Origin of the sequence: Sphingomonas panni, assembly GCF_022664435.1 — a bacterium.
Classification (GTDB): domain Bacteria; phylum Pseudomonadota; class Alphaproteobacteria; order Sphingomonadales; family Sphingomonadaceae; genus Sphingomonas; species Sphingomonas panni.
In genome coordinates this window covers 322,451-339,317 of sequence record NZ_JAKREU010000001.1, presented here as the reverse complement: position 1 = coordinate 339,317, position 16,867 = coordinate 322,451, and the positions used below count along the sequence as shown (strand labels likewise).

Here is a 16,867-nt window from a genome sequence, read left to right as displayed (position 1 = left end):
ACGAGCAAGACGACGCGAGGGGCGCCCTGACAGGAGACGACATGCATAGCGACGGCACCATCAGCATCACGGTCAACGGCGATCACATGCGGGTTCGCGACGGGCTGACCATCGCCGAGCTGGCCGCGCAGATCGGGCTGGTGGCGGAAAAGGTCGCGGTCGAACGCAATCTGGAGGTCGTGCCGCGCTCGACGCTGGCCGAGGTGAAGGTCGAGGATGGCGACGAGCTGGAGATCGTGCACTTCGTCGGCGGTGGCGACCATCAACCGGTCGGGCAGGCGGCCGATACGTGGAGCGTGGCGGGCAAGACCTTTACCTCACGGCTGATCGTCGGGACCGGCAAGTACAAGGATTTCGAACAGAATGCCGCCGCCGTCGCGGCATCGGGCGCGGAGATCGTAACGGTTGCGGTGCGCCGGGTGAATGTCAGCGACCCCAAGGCGCCGATGCTGACCGACTATATCGATCCGAAGAAGATCACCTACCTGCCCAACACCGCCGGCTGCTTCGATGCCGACAGTGCGATCCGCACGCTGCGGCTGGCGCGCGAAGCGGGTGGCTGGGACCTGGTGAAGCTGGAGGTGCTGGGTGAGGCGCGGACGCTGTACCCCGACATGGTCGAGACGCTGCGCGCGACCGAGGTGCTGGCGAAGGAAGGCTTCAAGCCGATGGTCTATTGCGTCGACGATCCGATCGCGGCCAAGCGGCTGGAGGATGCCGGCGCGGTGGCGATCATGCCGCTGGGCGCGCCGATCGGGTCCGGCCTCGGCATACAGAACCTCGTCACCATCCGCCTGATCGTCGAGGGGGCCAAGGTGCCGGTGCTGGTCGATGCCGGCGTCGGACAGGCATCGGACGCGGCGGTGGCGATGGAGCTGGGCTGTGACGGGGTGCTGATGAACACCGCGATCGCCGAGGCGAAGGACCCCATCCTGATGGCGGCGGCGATGAAGGCGGCGGTAGAGGCCGGGCGCATGGGCTATCGCGCCGGGCGGATGCAGCGGCGGCGCTATGCCGACCCGTCCAGCCCGCTGGCCGGGCTGATATGAATTAGATTTAATGGAACAAGGCGACGGTCGAGGCGGTTGTATCCGGGCAATCCAGCGAGGGAAACCTCGCCAACCCGCAGGAGCCAATCATGGGTGAATTCACCGACAAGCTCGCCGCCGCCGGCAACAAGATCGCCGGCAACGTGAAGGAAGCGATCGGCGACGCGACCGACAACGAACGGCTGGAAGCCGAAGGGCAGGCGCAGCAGGCCAAGGGCACCGGCCAGGACGTCAAGGGCAGCGTCAAGGGCGCGCTTGGCGACAAGATCTGAGCTGACAGGCACCGCGTACCGCCGGGTAGTTGGCGGATGGTGCCGAGGGGCCGCTCCGGGAAACCGGGGCGGCCTTTTTCGTGTCCGGGCCGGCCGCCAAAGTTGAAAGTCGGTTCAGGTTCTTGACCCGCCCGCGCCCGCGTGGGTAATCCGGCTCTAATGAAGTTGGGAGAGTGGCGATGAAGAAGCTGTACCCGAATGCGGAAGCTGCGCTCGACGGGCTGCTGCACGACGGCATGACGCTGTGCGCCGGCGGGTTCGGCCTGTGCGGCATTCCCGAGCGGCTGATCGATGCGATCCAGGCCTCGGGCGTCAAGGACCTGACCATCGCCAGCAACAATGCCGGCATCGACGGGCAGGGGCTGGGCAAGCTGCTGCGCAGTCGGCAGGTGAAGAAGATGATCTCCAGCTATGTCGGCGAGAACAAGGAGTTCGAGCGGCAGTATCTTTCGGGTGAGCTGGAGGTCGAATTCTGTCCGCAGGGGACGCTGGCCGAACGCTGTCGCGCGGGCGGCGCGGGCATTCCGGGCTTCTATACCAAGACCGGGGTCGGCACGCTGATCGCGGAAGGGAAAGAAGTGAAGCAGTTCGACGGCGAGGACTACATCCTCGAACGCGGCATCCGCGCCGATGTGTCGATCATCAAGGGGTGGAAGGCCGACGAGGCCGGCAACCTGATCTTTCGCAAGACCGCGCGCAACTTCAACCAGCCGATGGCGACCGCCGCCAACATCTGCGTCGCGGAGGTCGAGGAAGTGGTGCCGGTGGGCACGCTCGACCCCGATGCGATCCACCTGCCGGGCATTTATGTGAAACGGATGATCGTCGGCGCGCCGTACGACAAGCAGATCGAGTTCCGCACCGTGCGGGAGCGGGTGTGATGCGGACGGTGCGGGCGCTGACCCTCGGCGCTGCCGCTGTCGCGCTGTCGGGCTGTGTCGTCGCGGTCGGCAACCAGTCGGCCCCGGTGGCACCGGCCACCGTGTCGGGCGTGCCGGCGGGGATGCAGTATCTCTATGGATCGGGCGAGGCGGCGGCGGCGAGCCGGCAGACCTATTCGGCGCTGGTCCGTTACGTGCAGCAATATCAGCGCGATCGCACGACGCTCCGCCGGATGCCGCTCTCGGCGGTGCTGGCGCCCGATGCGACGCTGGCGATGCCGAAGCAGATGGCCTGCACCGGCAAGTCGGCGGTCGTGTTCGATGTCGACGAAACGGTGCTGCTGAACACGGGCTATGAATATTCCGACGCGCGCGGGGGCCTGAACTACGACGCCAGCCGCTGGGAGCGGTGGGAGCGGTCGGACGGGCGCGCGACGCGCGCCGTGCCGGGGGCGATCGAGGGGCTGGCGGCGCTGCGTGCCGCTGGCGCAACCGTCGTGTTCAATTCGAACCGCAATGCCGCGACCGCGCAATATACCGAAGCGGTGCTGAACCGCGCCGGGCTGGGGCCGGCCAGGCATGGCGAGACCTTGTTCCTGAAGGGCGATGCGCCGGGCGGGTCGGGCAAGGATGCCAGGCGGGCGCTGATCGCCGCGAAATATTGCGTCGTGGCGCTGGTCGGCGATCAACTGGGCGATTTCAGCGACCTCTTCAATGCGGGGTTGAAACCCGCCGAGCGGCGCGCGGCGGCGGATTCGCCGGCCATCGCCCCGCTATGGGGCAATGGCTGGTTCGTGCTGCCCAACCCCGTCTACGGCACCGCTTTGGCCGGTGATTTCGACGACGTGTTCCCCAATGATCTGCGCTGGACCGATCCCGGCGCGCGCAAGGAGTAATCGCATGGCCTGGACCCGCGACGAGATGGCGGCGCGTGCCGCGCGCGAGCTGAAGGACGGTTTCTACGTCAATTTAGGCATCGGTATTCCGACACTGGTGGCAAACCACATCCCCGAGGGCGTCGAGGTGACGTTGCAGTCGGAGAACGGGATGCTGGGCATCGGCCCGTTCCCCTATGCCGGCGAGGAGGATGCCGACCTGATCAATGCCGGCAAGCAGACGATCAGCGAGCTGCCGCAATCGGTCTATTTCAGCAGCGCCGACAGCTTCGCGATGATCCGCGGCGGGCATATCGACCTGACCGTGCTGGGCGCGATGGAGGTGTCGGAGAAGGGCGACATCGCCAACTGGATGATCCCGGGCAAGATGGTGAAGGGCATGGGCGGGGCCATGGACCTGGTCGCCGGGGTCAAGAAGATCATCGTCGTGATGGAGCATACCTCCAAGAACGGCGATCCGAAGTTCATTCCCGAATGCACCCTGCCGCTGACCGGGCTGGGCGTGGTCGACATGATCATCACCGACCTGGCGGTGTTCGCGCGGGACGATCATGCCAGCCCGTTCCGGCTGATCGAAACCGCGCCGGGGGTTACGGCCGACGAGGTGCGATCGAAGACGACGGCTGCGTACGAGGGGTAGGGTCGTTGCGAGTTTAATTCACGCGAAGGTGCGAAGACGCGAAGGAAAAGTGGTTCGCGCAGAGACGCGGAGGCGCAGAGAGGTCGGAAGCCGGGCGGTCGCAGCCTGTCCGGCGAAGCCTCTCGGATCGTTGCAGCGAGGTAGGAAGCCGCTGGCGCGGATGGGGTGTCCGAGAACGCAACCGCTCCGCGCCTCCGCGTCTCTGCGCGCAAACTACCTTCTTCTTCGCGTCTTCGCGCCTTCGCGCCTTCGCGTGAATCAAACCTCTACCGCGCCGCCGTCTCCGGCATCCGGAACCACAGCAGCGCCAGCCCGACCGCAGCGATCCCGGCCAGCAGCAGGAACGCCGCGTCATAGCCGCCGCGCACGATCATCACGCCGGCCAGCGTGGTGCTGAGTGCGCCGCCCAGACCCTGTACCGTCGCCACGGCGCCCTGCGCCGCGTTGAAGCGACCGGTGCCGCGCATGATCGCGGCGACCACCACGGGAAGCAGCGCGCCGAAGATGCCCGCGCCGATCCCGTCGAGCAGCTGCACGCCCAGCAGCCATGCCGGGGCATCGGCAACGGTGTAGAGGATGCCGCGCGCGACCAGCATGGCCATGCCGACCAGCAGGATCGGGCGATGACCCCAGCGATCGGCGTTACGCCCGACGACGATCGCCACCGGCACCATCACCAGCTGCGCACCGACGATGCAGGCGGCGACCAGCGACGTCGCCTGCCCCGCGCCGACCTCGCGCCCCAGCAGCTGTCCGACGGCGGGCAGCATCGCGGCGTTGGCGAGGTGGAACAGGAATGCCGCGCCGGCAAAGATCGCCAGCGCCGGATTGCCGGTCAGGGTGCGGACCAGCGAGGGCGCGGGATCGCAGGATTCGTCGCGCTCGCCGGGCTTCCCCTCGCACCCGCGCGCCACATCATGGTCGATCGCGTCGCCGTCGACCCACAGGATCGCGGCGATGCTGCACGCCGCGAGGATGCCCATCAGGTAGAACACCACGACCGGCCCGAACTTCCACGCGAGCAGTCCGGCGAGTGCTGCGGCGACGGCGTTGCCGGCATGGTTGAACGCTTCGTTGCGACCGACGCGGCGGGTGAACGCCTTCGGCCCGACGATGCCGAGCGAGATCGCGGCGATGCCCGGCGCGAACACCGCGCCCGCAACCGCCGCGACCGATTGGGTAGCGGCGACCGCGAAGAAGCCCGAGACGATCGGCAGCGAGATGGAAGCGATGGTGACGAGCAGCGCCGCGACGACCAGCAGGCCGCGCTTTGCCCTCACCCGGTCGACCAGCGCGCCGGCCGGAGTCGTCGCCAGCAGCCCGGCGATGCCGGCAATGGTCATCACCATGCCCGCGGTCGCTTCGTCCCAGCCATGGGTCGGGCCGCGGACCGAGACGAGATAGATGGCGAGATACGGCCCCAGCCCGTCGCGCACATCGGCGAGGAAGGCGTTCATCGCATCGAGGGCGCGGGCATCGCGGCCATGGTCGGGGGCGGGATGGTGCGGCATGGACGTCGAATCCCGTCACGGGGCAGGAGGATCGCGGGGGAACGTGGCGCAGCGACGAAGGGTCCGCCCTTCGGATACGGAATATGTCGGTATCGGTAATAAAATGTCGCGCGACCTTTCGTTCGCGGCTGTTTTCGGTTAACGCGCGGCTATGAGCAGCCGTCCGCAAACCCTGTACGAAAAAATCTGGAACGACCATGTCGTCGAGCGCCGCGATGACGGCACCTGCCTAATCTACATCGACCGGCATCTGGTCCATGAGGTTACCAGCCCGCAGGCGTTTGCCGGGCTGCGCGCCAATGGCCGCACGGTGCGACGGCCGGACCTGACGCTGGCGGTGCCCGACCATAACCTGCCGACGACGCGGCGGGTGGATGCGGCGGGCCATCGCCTGCCGATCGCCGACCCGGCGAGCGCGCAGCAGCTGGCGGCGCTGGAGAAGAACGCGCCCGATTTCGGCATCCGCTATATCGACGCGACGGCGGCCGAACAGGGTATCGTCCATGTCGTCGGGCCGGAACAGGGCTTTACCCTGCCGGGCACGACGCTGGTCTGTGGTGACAGCCATACCAGCGCGCATGGGGCGCTCGGCGCGCTGGCGTTCGGGATCGGCACCAGCGAGGTCGAGCATGTGCTGGCGACCCAGACGCTGTTGCTGCAGCAATCGAAGACGATGGAAATCCGCGTCGACGGGACGCTGGGCTATGGCGTGTCGGCCAAGGACGTCGTGCTGGCGATTATCGGCAAGACCGGGGCGGCGGGCGGCACCGGCTATGTCGTGGAATATACCGGCGAGGTCATTCGCGGCCTGTCCATCGAGGGGCGGCTGACCGTCAGCAACATGTCGATCGAGGGTGGGGCGCGTTCCGGCCTGATCGCGCCGGACGAGACGACCTTCGCGTATCTGAAGGGGCGGCCGATGGCGCCGAAGGGCGACGCCTGGGACCGGGCGGTCGACTATTGGCGGACGCTGCCGAGCGATGCGGGCGCAGTGTATGACAAGGTGGTGCGGCTGCACGCCAGCGACATCGCGCCGTCGCTGACCTGGGGCACCAGCCCGGAAGACGTCGTGCCGATCACCGGCGTCGTGCCGTCGCCCGATAGCTTCGCCGATCCGAGCAAGCGCGTCGCGGCGCAGAAGTCGCTCGACTATATGGGCCTGACGCCCGGCACGCGGATGCAGGATGTGCCGGTCAGCTATATCTTCATCGGCAGCTGCACCAACAGCCGGATCGAGGACCTGCGCGCCGCCGCCAGCGTGGTGAAGGGCCGGCATGTCGCGGGCGGGATCAAGCAGGCGCTGGTCGTGCCCGGATCGGGACTGGTCAAGCGCCAGGCCGAGGCCGAGGGGCTGGACCGCATCTTTACCGAGGCCGGTTTCGAATGGCGCGAGCCGGGTTGCTCGATGTGCCTGGCGATGAACCCGGACAAGGTGCCGCCGGGCGAACGCTGCGCTTCCACCAGTAACCGTAATTTCGTAGGACGGCAGGGGCCGGGCGCGCGGACGCACCTCGTCTCCCCCGCAATGGCGGCGGCGGCGGCAGTGACCGGGCGGCTGGCCGATGTACGCGAACTGGTGACGGAGTAAGGGCGGATGAAGCGGGTTCTGGTCGCGTTGATCGCGGGCGCGGTGTTGAGCGGCATGGCGGCGGCCTATGCCTCGGTCCGTCCGGCCAAGGCGGCGACCCCGTCGCGGACGGACGCGCGCCAGTGATCGCACGGATCGCGGCGGTCGCCGCATTGGTACTGACGATGGGGCAGGCGCCTGCGCCCCAGCCAACGTCCAAGCCTGCCGATGTCGAGTTGTGGCGGCTGGATTGCGGGCAGGTGCAGGTCAACGACCTCAACGCCTTTTCCGATACGCTCGCCTATCCGAGGCAAAGCAAGCGGCTGGTCGCCAGCTGCTATCTGATCCGCCATGGCGGCGACTATCTGTTGTGGGACACCGGCCTGCCCGAGGCGGTGATCGGCAAGCCGGTGAGCAGCACCGATGCGATGTCACCGATCCTGACGACGACGATCAAGAAGCAGCTGGCGCAGATCGGGGTGAAGCCCGAACAGATCGGCCGCGTCGGGATCAGCCATTATCATTTCGACCATAGCGGTCAGGCGGCGGGCTTTCCGGGTGCGACCTTGCTGATTGGCAAGGGCGATGCCGACGCGCTGAGCGCCGGCAGGCCCGGCACCAGCACCGAGCCGTTGAAGCCGTGGTTCGGCGGTGGGGCCAAGGTGGAGGCGGTCGACGCGGACAAGGACGTATTCGGCGACGGCAGCGTCACCATGCTGAACCTGCCTGGGCATACGCCGGGGCATCATGCGCTGCTGGTCCTGCTGAAGAACAAGGGGCCGGTGCTGCTGTCGGGCGACCTGGCGCATTTTCGCGAGAATTACGACCGGAACGGCGTGCCGCCGTTCAACACCGATCGCGCGCAGACGCTCGCCTCGCTCGACCGGTTCAAGCAACTGGCGGGCAATGTGAAGGCGACCGTGATCCTGCAACACGAAGCGAACGACGTGGCGAAGCTGCCGACGTTCCCCGCATCGGCCCGCTGATGGAACCGATCATCAAGGTTGAGGGGCGCGCCTATCCGTGGGGCGCCAAGAATATCGACACCGACATCATCATCCCGGCGCACTGGCTGAAGACCACGACCCGCGAGGGGCTGGGCAAGGGTGCGTTCGAAAGCGTGCGGGCGGAGCCGGACAATATCTTCGACGATCCGCGCTATGCCGGGGCGCCGGTGCTGATCGCGGGCGAGAATTTCGGCTGCGGCTCCAGCCGCGAACATGCCGCATGGGCGCTGACCGACATGGGCGTCAAGGCGGTGATCGCACCGAGCTTTTCCGACATCTTCTCCGGCAACGCGATCAAGAACGGGATCGTGACCGTCGTGCTGCCGCAGGACGCGATCGACCGGCTGGTCGAGGTCGCGCGGGATCAGACGATCGCGGTCGATCTGGAGACGATGACCGTCACCACGCCATACCAGGACCGCTTTCCCTTCGACCTCGACCCGTTCCGTCGCCAGTGCCTGATGGAAGGGCTGGACGAGATCGGCATGACGCTGGCACAAGATACCGCGATTTCGAAATATGAGTCCGGCGTGGCCAGTGTCCGACCGTGGCTCCATGGGAGAAGCGGTGATGCGGGCGTTGTTGTCGAAGGAACCGGGCGGACCTGACACGCTGACCATCGGCGACCTGGCCGATCCGGTAGCGGGGAAGGGGCAGGTCGTCGTCGCGGTGCGGGCGTGCGCCGTAAATTATCCCGACGTCCTGATTATCAAAGATAAATACCAGTTCCGCCCCCAGCGTCCGTTCGCGCCGGGCGGCGAGGTGGCGGGCGTCATCGAAAGCATCGGCGAGGGCGTCGCCGGCTGGGCGGTGGGCGACCGGGTCGTCGCGGTCACCGGCCATGGCGGCATGGTCGAGAAACTGGCGGTGCCGGCAGCGGCGCTCCACCGCCTGCCAGCAAACCGCAGTTTCGAAGAGGGCGCGGCGTTGCTGCTGACCTATGCCACCGCGATCCATGCGTTGCTCGATCGCGGGCGGCTGGCTGCGGGGCAGACGTTGCTGGTGCTGGGCGCGGCGGGCGGGGTCGGCCTTGCCACGATCGAACTGGGCAAGGCGTTCGGTGCGCAGGTCGTGGCAGCGGTGTCGTCGGAGGAGAAGGCGGCGGCGGCGCGGCAGGCGGGGGCGGATGACGTGGTCGTCTATCCGCACGGCCCGCTCGACAAGGCGGCGTCGAAGGCGCTGGCGGAGGCGTTCAAGGCGGCGGTCGGTCCGAAGGGTGCAGACGTGGTGTTCGATCCGGTCGGGGGCGATTATACCGAACCGGCACTGCGCACTATGGCATGGGAAGGGCGTTATCTGGTGGTCGGCTTTCCGGCCGGGATCCCGAAGCTGCCGCTCAACCTGACGTTGCTCAAGAGCTGCGACGTGTGCGGTGTGTTCTGGGGCGCGTTCGCGATGCGCGACCCGGCGGCGAATGCGGCCCATGTCGAAACGTTGTTCCGGCTGTGGGACGACGGGCGGATCGCGCCACGCGTCACCGGCAGCTTTCCGCTGGAGCGCGGCGGCGAGGCCATTGCGGCGCTCGCGGCGCGCAAGGTCATCGGCAAGCTGGTGGTGGTGCCGTAAGCGGTTTTCACGCGAAGGCGCGGAGGCGCGAAGAAGGTAGTTGCTCGCGCAGAGACGCAGAGAGGCGGTAAGGCCGGCAATGTCGCTCCATTCGGCCATGTCGGCAAATCCGTTGGCGACAGAAAAGCCGCTATCGCGGCAGGCAGTTCATCCTCTGCGTCTCCGCGTCTCTGCGCGAAACCTTCCCTCTTCTTCTTTCGTGCCTCCGCGTGAACCATCGTCTTCTCGCCTGTAGAGCAATCGTCCGTGACATGTCGGGCAGCGCCCCTGCACGGACGTTGCGCGTAACCCCGTCCCATCCTATCTCGCGAAGACGGGATGCGTAGGGGAATGCGATGACGATGTTCGACGACCGGGAGCGTGCGTTCGAAGCCAAGTTTGCTCGTGACGGCGAAATGGCGTTTCGCGTGACGGCGCGGCGCAACAAGCTGCTCGGTCAATGGGCCGCCGAGCGCATGGAACTGACCCCGGCCGAAACCGATGCCTATGCGACCTCGGTCGTGCAGGCGGACTTCGAGGAGGTCGGCGACGAGGACGTGATCCGCAAGCTCCTGTCCGACCTGTCGGCCGCCGGGGTCGATTGCGACGATGCCGCCATCCGCCAGGCAATGGCCGATTGCGACGTCGAGGCGCGTCGCCAGCTGCTCGGGAGCATCTGACATGCCGATGGAGGCACAGGCGATCGAGGCGCTGATCGTGGCGGCGATCCCCGATGCGGTGGTGGAAATCACCGATCTGGCCGGCGACGGCGACCATTATGCCGCGCGGGTCGTGTCGGAGTCGTTTCGGGGCAAGCCGCGCATCGCCCAGCAGCGCGCGGTCTATGCCGCGCTTGGCGGGCGGATGGGTGGTGAACTCCATGCGCTGCAACTGACGACCGGCGTTCCCCAGAACTGAATTGCCGCATTGGCACACAAGGAAATGACGATGACCGACGATACCCATGCCCGCATCGACGCGGTGGTGAAGAACAACGACGTGGTGCTGTTCATGAAGGGCAGCCCGCTCTTCCCGCAATGCGGCTTTTCCAGCCGCGCGGTGGCGATCCTGAACCATCTGAACGCGCAGTTCGAAAGCGTCGACGTGCTGCAGGACCAGGGCATCCGCCAGGGCATTAAGGCCTATTCGGACTGGCCGACCATCCCGCAGCTCTATGTGAACGGCGAGTTCGTCGGCGGGTCGGACATCATGATGGAAATGTATGAGAGCGGTGAGCTGGCCGAGTTGTTGGGCGGCAAGGCGGCCTGATTTCGTGGGGCGGGACCCTGGGCCTGACCCGGCGTTCCGCCCCCTCTCTCCCTGACGGCACCTCAAACCGTCGCCCCAGCGAAGGCTGGGGCCTCAAGCGGCTCCTGCGGCGCACTGCAACCGGGAGATCCCAGCCTGCGCTGGGATGACGTTAGTGGCAAGGCTGAGCAACCGGAACCTAGATCGAGGCCGGAGCGACATGTCGGGTGACGGTGTCGGCTACACCCACGCCCCCTCCCCCCATGGGGGAGGATTTGCTACGACCCGCCCATGGCCGCACTGACCACCCCCCGTATTACCCGCCGCAACCTGCTGATCGGCGGTGGGGCCGGGGTCGGGCTGATCGTCGCGTGGGGGCTGTGGCCGCGGCGGTACGGCGTCAACCTGGCGGCGGCGGAGGGGGAGAGCATCTTCGGCCCCTATCTGAAGATCGGTGCCGATGGGCAGGTCACGATCGCGGTGCCGCAGGCCGAACATGGGCAGGGCGTCTATACCGCCATGCCGCAGATCGTTGCCGACGAACTGGGTGCCGATTGGCGGACGGTCGCGGTCGAGGCGGCACCGATCAACCCGCTCTATGCCAATCCGCTCGCTGCCGGCATCCTGTTCGGCGATGCGCTGTCGCTGCTGCCCGCCGCGACGCGTGCCGCCCATGCCGAGCGGACCGCGCTGATGCTGACCGCCGGTTCCACTTCGATCCGCCGGTTCGAGGGACCGCTGCGGGAAGCGGGCGCGGCAGCGCGGGTGTTGCTGTGCAAGGCGGCGGCGCGGGCGTGGGGCGGGGACTGGCGCAGTTGCGGGACGGCGGACGGCTTTGTCGTGATGGGCGACCGGCGCGAACGCTTCGGCGTGCTGGCCGAAGCGGCGGCGCGCGAAAGCCTGCCGGGCGGCGAACTACCCTACCGCATCGGCGAGGAAAAGCGGCTGGTCGGCACGCCGCAGCCCCGGCTGGACGCCCCGGCCAAGGTCGATGGCAGCGCGACCTTCGCCGCCGATGTGCGCCGGCCCGGCATGGTCTTCGCCTCGATCCGGCAGGGACCGATCGGCGATACCCGGCTGCTCAGCGTCGACAAGGCGGCGGCAGATGCCGTGCCCGGCGTGGTGAGCGTCATCGAAACCGATCGCTGGGTCGCCGCCGCCGGCACGACATGGTGGGCGGCCAATCGCGCGGTCGATGCGATGGCCCCGCGCTTCGAGACGCACGGGCTGGTCGACGATGCGTCGATCGCGACCGCACTCGATACCGCGCTGTCGGGCGAGGGTGCGCGGGTGCATGACGCGGGCGATATCGACGCCGCGTTCGCCGGTGGGCGGACGCAGACCGCGACCTACCGCGTCGGCGCGGCGCTGCACGGTGCGATCGAGCCGACCTGCGCCACCGCCGAATGGAGCGAGGGCATGCTGACGCTGTGGATGCCGACCCAGGCACCGACGCTGGCCCGCGCCGCCGCCGCCCGCGCGATCGGCATTTCCGAGAATCAGGTGGTGCTGCACCCGACCATCGCCGGGGGATCGTTCGGCGCGAACCTCGACCACCGGGTCGCCGAACAGGCAGCGGTGCTGGCGCGCAGGCTGGAAAAGCCGGTGCAACTGACCTGGTCGCGGGGGGAGGATTGCCTCGCCGACCGCTATCGCGCGCCGGCCGCCGCGCGCATGACGGCGCGGCTGGGGCGGGGCGGCGCGATCCTGGGCTGGCGGGCGCAGATTGCCGCACCGCGCACCGGGCGTGATCTGGCGCGGCTGCTGCTGGGTGGCGATGTCGCGGCGTCGCTGGCGATGGCGTTGCCGGGCGACCGGGGCGATGCTTTGGCGACCGATGGCGCGGTGCCGGCCTATGGCATTCCCAACCTGGCGGTCGATCATCATCCGGCCGAACTGGGCCTGCCCGCCGGCTGGTGGCGGTCGGGCGCGCATAGCTATACCGCGTTCTTCACCGAATGCTTCCTCGACGAACTGGCCGGGTTTGCGGGGATGGAAGCGCATTCGTTCCGCATTGCGATGCTCGGCGGCGACGTGGCGCTGGCGCGCTGCCTGTCGACCGTCGCGACGATGGGCGGCTGGCAGGGCGGGGTGCCGGGCAGTGCGCAGGGCATCGCCTGCCACCGGATGCGCGGTTCGGCCATCGCCTGCATGGCCGAGGCGCATATCGGCGACAACCAGCGGGTGAAGGTCGACCGGCTGGTCGTCGCGGTCGATTGCGGGCGAGTGGTCAACCCCGACCTCGTGCGGCAACAGATCGAGGGCGGGCTGATCTTCGGCATGGCGATGGCGACCCGGGCATCGACCGGGTTCGAGGCGAATTTGCCCAACGTCCGCGGCTTTGGCGGGATGGACCTGCCGCGGCTGGCCGATAGCCCGGAGATCATGATCGAGATCGTCGAGTCCGATGCCGATCCGGGCGGGGTGAGCGAACTGGCGGTGCCGGTGGTGGCCCCCGCCATCGCCAACGCGCTCCACGCCGCGACCGGGCGGCGGTACCGGTCGCTGCCGTTGCTGGGGTGACAGGCTGGTAGGAAGATTGGATCACGCGAAGGCGCGAAGGCGCGAAGGCGCGAACGCGCGAAGGCGCGAAGGCGCGGAGGAGGCGCGCGACAGGAAGCGTCTTCCGCGCCAGCGGCCTCTTCTCCTGCTATCAGCGAACGATGTCGTCTCCCGATCGTGAGGCACCGCCACGGACGCGCCCCCTTCGCGTCTTCGCGCCTTCGCGTGAAAACAACTTTTTCGGCGAACCCGCCCGCCCCAAAATACAGCTTGCCCCGAACCGCCCCGTCGCGCGTTAACCCCGCCCATGGAACGCCCGTCGAATCATCCCGCCATCCCTAAGCGCCGCATCGGCGTGTTGCTGATGAACCTCGGCACGCCCGACGATCCGTCGCCGCGCTCGGTCAAGCGTTACCTTGCCGAGTTCCTGTCCGACCGGCGGGTGGTGGAAATTCCGCCGATCGCGTGGCAGCCGATATTGCGCGGCATCATCCTGAATACCCGCCCGAAGAAATCGGCCCACGCGTATCAGCAAGTGTGGAGCGACAAGGGATCGCCGCTCGCCGCGATCACGCGCGCGCAGTCGGACGCGATGCAGGGTGCGTTCGGCGATGGTGTCGTGATCGATTGGGCGATGCGATACGGCAATCCGTCGATCGCCAGCCGGATCGAGGCGTTGCGCGCGCAAGGGTGCGACCGCATCCTCCTCGCCCCGCTCTACCCGCAATATTGCGCAGCGACGACCGCGACCGCCAACGACAAGGCGTTCGCGCATCTGGCACAACTGCGCTGGCAGCCCGCGATCCGTACCCTGCCGCCCTATTATGACGATCCGCTCTATATCGATGCGCTGGTGACGACGCTCCGGGAGGATCTGGCGAAGCTCGCGTTCGAACCGGACGCCATCGTCGCCAGCTTTCACGGAATGCCCAAGCGGACGCTGGAACTGGGCGACCCCTATCATTGCCACTGCCAGAAGACCGCGCGGCTGGTGCAGGAGGCGCTGGGTCGGTCGCTGACCGTCGCGTTCCAGTCGCGCTTCGGCCCCGCCAAGTGGCTGGGGCCGGCGACCGACGAGACGCTGGTCGAACTGGCGAAGGCGGGCAAGCGTCGCGTTGCGATCTTTGCGCCGGGCTTTTCGGCCGATTGTCTGGAAACGCTGGAGGAACTGGCGATCCGGGGAAGGGAGAGCTTCGAGGAAGCGGGCGGCACCGATTTCGCGTATCTTCCGTGCCTGAATGCCGAAGCGACAGGCAATAAAATGTTGCGCAACATTATCGCGCGCGAACTTGCGGGATGGGTCGACCCGGCCTAGCAGGGTTGAAACTTTCGTAGGAGAGAATGCATGGCACGGGTAGCGATCGTCACCGGCGGCACGCGCGGGATCGGTGAGGCAATCAGCCTTGCGCTCAAGGACATGGGCATCACCGTCGCCGCCAACTATGCCGGCAACGAGGAAAAGGCGAAGGCCTTTAGCGACCGCACCGGCATCGCCGCGTTCAAGTTCGACGTGGGCGATTTCGAAGCGACCCAGGCCGGCGTGAAGGCGATCGAGGAGGCGCTCGGTCCGGTCGACATCGTCGTCAACAATGCCGGCATCACGCGCGACGGTACGCTGCTGAAGATGACCTACGACATGTGGGACGACGTGATCCGCACGAACCTTGGCGGCTGCTTCAACCTTGCCAAGGCGACCTTTCCCGGCATGCGCGACCGCAAATGGGGCCGCATCGTCAATATCGGGTCGATCAACGGACAGGCCGGCCAGTATGGCCAGGTGAACTATGCCGCCGCCAAGTCGGGCATCCACGGCTTCACCAAGGCGCTGGCACAGGAAGGTGCGCGGTTCGGCGTGACGGTCAACGCGATCGCACCGGGCTATATCGACACCGACATGGTGGCAGCGGTGCCGGCCGACGTGCTGGAAAAGATCGTGGCGAAGATTCCGGTCGGCCGTCTGGGCCAGGCGAGCGAGATCGCACGCGGCGTGGCGTTCCTGTGTTCGGAAGAGGGCGGCTTCGTCACCGGTTCGACGCTAAGCATCAACGGCGGCCAGCACATGTATTGATCGGGCGACGCGGGGGGCTGTCCCTTCGCGTCACCCCAACAGGCCGGCGGCGGCGATCGGCGTCGCGCCGGCCCGGTCACGGGGTACTGCAGGCCGCAGCGGAGGCCTTTACTCGTACACCCATTCGGACCATTTCACGACGTCGTGGTGGCTGCAATTGACCAGCTTGATCGAACAGATCTGCGTGCCCCAGTCGCTCTGGCAGGACCGGCGGACATTCGCGACCGCTTCATCCTGCGTGCTGCCGGTATCGACGCTGTCATGCCCCACGACATCGCGACCGTCCTGTACCGCGCGCGCCACGGCGGCGCACTGGTTGGTGTAGGACAGCATCAGCCGGCAGGCGGTGCCGCCATTGGCCGCGCAATTGTCCATCACCCCGTCCTGCGCCGCCCGTTTCGAGGGATATTGGTAGCTGCCGAACCAGTTGCCCTTTGCATCGTCATAGGCGAGCGCGCCGAACGATCGATTGAGCTTGAAGAAGTCCTTGAGGACCGGCGTGGGCGGCGGGCAGTTCGGGCTGCCCTGTCGCACGCCGTTGCAGATGAACGGCGGTGCCGGTACCTGCGCATCCGCCAGATCATGGTGCAGCATCGCCAGCCCGACCAGTGGCACGGCCAGCGCCACCCCCATTCCGATCGCCTTGTGTCGCATCGCTGCCAGTGCCCCGCCGCCTTACAGGCCGAGGGCGTTGCGCAGGCCGCCGATGCCGCGCTTCTTTCGGGGGGCGGGGTCGCTTGCGGCGTTGCTTTCGATATCGGCATCGGGGCCGCAGCGACGCTTCTTTTCGATTTCGCTGCCCGCCACGCCGCCGATCGCGCTACCGGCCAGGATGCCGGTGGCACCGCCGCCGACCTTGCTGCCGAGCAGTCCGCCCACCGCCAGCCCGACCGCCGCATCGCCGCCGCCATTCACCGTGCGCGAGCAGGACGTCACGTCGCGTGCCTCCGACGTATGCACCTTCGGGCCGGTCGCCGCGACGGCGCCCGATGCGGTCGCGACAGGTTTCGGGGGCGCGGCGGGCTTTTTCTGTGCCATCGCCGGGGGCGCGGCCAGTGCGGTTGCCGCCATGATGATCGCTACAGGGGTGAACTTCACGATACGCGCCCTTCTTGTAGAGAGGATGGTCAGTTCCGGTCGACGGTGACCTGATAGATGGTGCTGCGATCCGGCCCCTCGTACAGGTGCAGCATCGCCCAGTCGTCGCCGCGTCGCGCGACGATCACCCGCATCCGGTTGCCGAACAGCCCGTCGGCAAAGCCGGACGGCGCCACCCGGTCCGACAGGAAGATCAGTTCGCCCATATGTTTGCCGCAGGCGGCTTCGCCGGTGCAGTCGAACACGGTGCGATAGCCGCCGCGTTCCAGCGCGGCGGCGTAATGCCGTGCGATCGCAAGTGTCGGGATCGCCGGCCGGACCGCATAGTCGATATGCGTAACCTGTCCCTCCACCGTCTGCACCGCGCGGACGGTGTTCACATCGTCGATCCGGGCGATCGGCAGCGTCACCCGATCAAGCGCCGGCGCGCGATATTCGCGCAGTTCGGCACCGGCATAGCGCGGCAGCAGCGGGTGATCCTCGCCTGAGGGTGCGGCAACGGCTGCGGTTGCGACGGCTATGGTCGCGCACAATGCCCAAGCGATCCGCATTCGTTATCCTATGGTAACGACTCCGATATACG

At 67.4% G+C, this 16,867-nt stretch carries 19 protein-coding genes; 15 read left to right on the top strand and 4 right to left on the bottom strand.

The genetic code is table 11. From position 1 onward, the window contains the following. Positions 1 to 41 precede the first annotated feature (41 nt). From thiS to MF609_RS01705, 5 genes are all read left to right on the top strand, one after another. A complete protein-coding gene (gene thiS, locus MF609_RS01725; RefSeq protein ID WP_277990986.1) occupies positions 42 to 1,049 on the top strand; it encodes a sulfur carrier protein ThiS in 1,008 nt (335 codons plus the stop codon). A gap of 89 nt (positions 1,050 to 1,138) precedes the next feature. Beyond that, positions 1,139 to 1,321 (top strand): CsbD family protein, encoded by a 183-nt coding sequence (locus MF609_RS01720; protein WP_056453386.1) that lies wholly within the window; start codon positions 1,139 to 1,141, stop codon positions 1,319 to 1,321. A gap of 179 nt (positions 1,322 to 1,500) precedes the next feature. Next, positions 1,501 to 2,202, top strand: a complete 702-nt coding sequence (locus MF609_RS01715) for a CoA transferase subunit A (protein ID WP_242414600.1) — start codon at positions 1,501 to 1,503, stop codon at positions 2,200 to 2,202. After that, entirely contained in the window at positions 2,202 to 3,098 is an 897-nt protein-coding gene (locus MF609_RS01710; protein WP_242414599.1) for a 5'-nucleotidase, lipoprotein e(P4) family, read from the top strand. Before MF609_RS01715 ends, MF609_RS01710 begins: the two co-directional genes overlap by 1 nt. A 4-nt stretch (positions 3,099 to 3,102) precedes the next feature. Continuing rightward, positions 3,103 to 3,738: a CoA transferase subunit B gene (locus MF609_RS01705; RefSeq protein WP_242414598.1), complete on the top strand. Its 636-nt coding sequence runs from the start codon at positions 3,103 to 3,105 to the stop codon at positions 3,736 to 3,738. A 266-nt stretch (positions 3,739 to 4,004) separates the two neighbouring features. Here the strand turns inward: MF609_RS01705 and MF609_RS01700 are convergent, their stop codons facing one another. After that, positions 4,005 to 5,249, bottom strand: a complete 1,245-nt coding sequence (locus MF609_RS01700) for an MFS transporter (protein WP_242414597.1) — start codon at positions 5,247 to 5,249, stop codon at positions 4,005 to 4,007. 151 nt (positions 5,250 to 5,400) lie between these two features. Here MF609_RS01700 and leuC point away from each other — a divergent pair, with 151 nt between their 5' ends. From leuC to phbB, 10 genes are all read left to right on the top strand, one after another. Then, positions 5,401 to 6,837, top strand: a complete 1,437-nt coding sequence (gene leuC / locus MF609_RS01695; protein WP_242414596.1) for a 3-isopropylmalate dehydratase large subunit — start codon at positions 5,401 to 5,403, stop codon at positions 6,835 to 6,837. A 122-nt stretch (positions 6,838 to 6,959) separates the two neighbouring features. Next, positions 6,960 to 7,802: an N-acyl homoserine lactonase family protein gene (locus MF609_RS01690; protein WP_242414595.1), complete on the top strand. Its 843-nt coding sequence runs from the start codon at positions 6,960 to 6,962 to the stop codon at positions 7,800 to 7,802. After that, entirely contained in the window at positions 7,802 to 8,431 is a 630-nt protein-coding gene (leuD, locus tag MF609_RS01685) for a 3-isopropylmalate dehydratase small subunit (RefSeq protein ID WP_242414594.1), read from the top strand. Before MF609_RS01690 ends, leuD begins: the two co-directional genes overlap by 1 nt. Beyond that, a complete protein-coding gene (locus MF609_RS01680) occupies positions 8,394 to 9,389 on the top strand; it encodes an NADPH:quinone oxidoreductase family protein (RefSeq protein WP_242414593.1) in 996 nt (331 codons plus the stop codon). Before leuD ends, MF609_RS01680 begins: the two co-directional genes overlap by 38 nt. Before the next feature lie 335 nt (positions 9,390 to 9,724). Beyond that, a complete protein-coding gene (locus MF609_RS01675; RefSeq protein ID WP_242414592.1) occupies positions 9,725 to 10,048 on the top strand; it encodes a DUF1476 domain-containing protein in 324 nt (107 codons plus the stop codon). 1 nt (position 10,049) lies between these two features. Then, positions 10,050 to 10,286: a BolA/IbaG family iron-sulfur metabolism protein gene (locus tag MF609_RS01670; protein ID WP_242414591.1), complete on the top strand. Its 237-nt coding sequence runs from the start codon at positions 10,050 to 10,052 to the stop codon at positions 10,284 to 10,286. A gap of 30 nt (positions 10,287 to 10,316) precedes the next feature. Further along, positions 10,317 to 10,637, top strand: a complete 321-nt coding sequence (grxD, locus tag MF609_RS01665; RefSeq protein ID WP_242414590.1) for a Grx4 family monothiol glutaredoxin — start codon at positions 10,317 to 10,319, stop codon at positions 10,635 to 10,637. Between the two features lie 270 nt (positions 10,638 to 10,907). Beyond that, positions 10,908 to 13,139 carry a xanthine dehydrogenase family protein molybdopterin-binding subunit gene (locus MF609_RS01660; RefSeq protein ID WP_242414589.1) on the top strand — a complete coding sequence of 744 codons (2,232 nt, stop codon included), beginning with the start codon at positions 10,908 to 10,910 and terminating at the stop codon, positions 13,137 to 13,139. Between the two features lie 286 nt (positions 13,140 to 13,425). After that, complete coding sequence (gene hemH / locus MF609_RS01655) at positions 13,426 to 14,433, top strand: ferrochelatase (protein ID WP_242414588.1); 1,008 nt, start codon at positions 13,426 to 13,428, stop codon at positions 14,431 to 14,433. A 30-nt stretch (positions 14,434 to 14,463) separates the two neighbouring features. Beyond that, the gene (gene phbB / locus MF609_RS01650) at positions 14,464 to 15,186 is read left to right on the top strand and encodes an acetoacetyl-CoA reductase (RefSeq protein ID WP_242414587.1); all 723 of its coding nucleotides are present in this window, start codon (positions 14,464 to 14,466) and stop codon (positions 15,184 to 15,186) included. 108 nt (positions 15,187 to 15,294) lie between these two features. On the opposite strand, the gene MF609_RS01645 is transcribed toward phbB, so the two are convergent. From MF609_RS01645 to MF609_RS01635, 3 genes are read right to left on the bottom strand one after another with little or no spacing between them, the layout of a single operon-like run. Continuing rightward, on the bottom strand, positions 15,295 to 15,840 hold the full coding sequence (locus tag MF609_RS01645; protein ID WP_242414586.1) for a DUF4189 domain-containing protein: 546 nt from the start codon (positions 15,838 to 15,840) through the stop codon (positions 15,295 to 15,297). Between the two features lie 21 nt (positions 15,841 to 15,861). Continuing rightward, positions 15,862 to 16,284 (bottom strand): complement resistance protein TraT, encoded by a 423-nt coding sequence (locus tag MF609_RS01640; protein ID WP_242414585.1) that lies wholly within the window; start codon positions 16,282 to 16,284, stop codon positions 15,862 to 15,864. A gap of 29 nt (positions 16,285 to 16,313) precedes the next feature. Further along, positions 16,314 to 16,835, bottom strand: coding sequence for a hypothetical protein (locus MF609_RS01635; RefSeq protein ID WP_242414584.1), 522 nt, complete (start codon positions 16,833 to 16,835; stop codon positions 16,314 to 16,316). Positions 16,836 to 16,867: the final 32 nt, after the last annotated feature.

Coding starts and splice junctions, on each gene's coding strand:
- leuD (WP_242414594.1), top strand. CDS start 7,802: ATGGAACCGATCATCAAGGTTGAGGGGCGCGCCTATCCGTGGGGCGCC.
- thiS (WP_277990986.1), top strand. CDS start 42: ATGCATAGCGACGGCACCATCAGCATCACGGTCAACGGCGATCACATG.
- MF609_RS01720 (WP_056453386.1), top strand. CDS start 1,139: ATGGGTGAATTCACCGACAAGCTCGCCGCCGCCGGCAACAAGATCGCC.
- MF609_RS01675 (WP_242414592.1), top strand. CDS start 9,725: ATGACGATGTTCGACGACCGGGAGCGTGCGTTCGAAGCCAAGTTTGCT.
- phbB (WP_242414587.1), top strand. CDS start 14,464: ATGGCACGGGTAGCGATCGTCACCGGCGGCACGCGCGGGATCGGTGAG.
- MF609_RS01705 (WP_242414598.1), top strand. CDS start 3,103: ATGGCCTGGACCCGCGACGAGATGGCGGCGCGTGCCGCGCGCGAGCTG.
- MF609_RS01700 (WP_242414597.1), bottom strand. CDS start 5,249: ATGCCGCACCATCCCGCCCCCGACCATGGCCGCGATGCCCGCGCCCTC.
- MF609_RS01710 (WP_242414599.1), top strand. CDS start 2,202: ATGCGGACGGTGCGGGCGCTGACCCTCGGCGCTGCCGCTGTCGCGCTG.
- grxD (WP_242414590.1), top strand. CDS start 10,317: ATGACCGACGATACCCATGCCCGCATCGACGCGGTGGTGAAGAACAAC.
- MF609_RS01680 (WP_242414593.1), top strand. CDS start 8,394: ATGCGGGCGTTGTTGTCGAAGGAACCGGGCGGACCTGACACGCTGACC.
- MF609_RS01635 (WP_242414584.1), bottom strand. CDS start 16,835: ATGCGGATCGCTTGGGCATTGTGCGCGACCATAGCCGTCGCAACCGCA.
- leuC (WP_242414596.1), top strand. CDS start 5,401: ATGAGCAGCCGTCCGCAAACCCTGTACGAAAAAATCTGGAACGACCAT.
- MF609_RS01715 (WP_242414600.1), top strand. CDS start 1,501: ATGAAGAAGCTGTACCCGAATGCGGAAGCTGCGCTCGACGGGCTGCTG.
- MF609_RS01660 (WP_242414589.1), top strand. CDS start 10,908: ATGGCCGCACTGACCACCCCCCGTATTACCCGCCGCAACCTGCTGATC.
- MF609_RS01645 (WP_242414586.1), bottom strand. CDS start 15,840: ATGCGACACAAGGCGATCGGAATGGGGGTGGCGCTGGCCGTGCCACTG.
- hemH (WP_242414588.1), top strand. CDS start 13,426: ATGGAACGCCCGTCGAATCATCCCGCCATCCCTAAGCGCCGCATCGGC.
- MF609_RS01670 (WP_242414591.1), top strand. CDS start 10,050: ATGCCGATGGAGGCACAGGCGATCGAGGCGCTGATCGTGGCGGCGATC.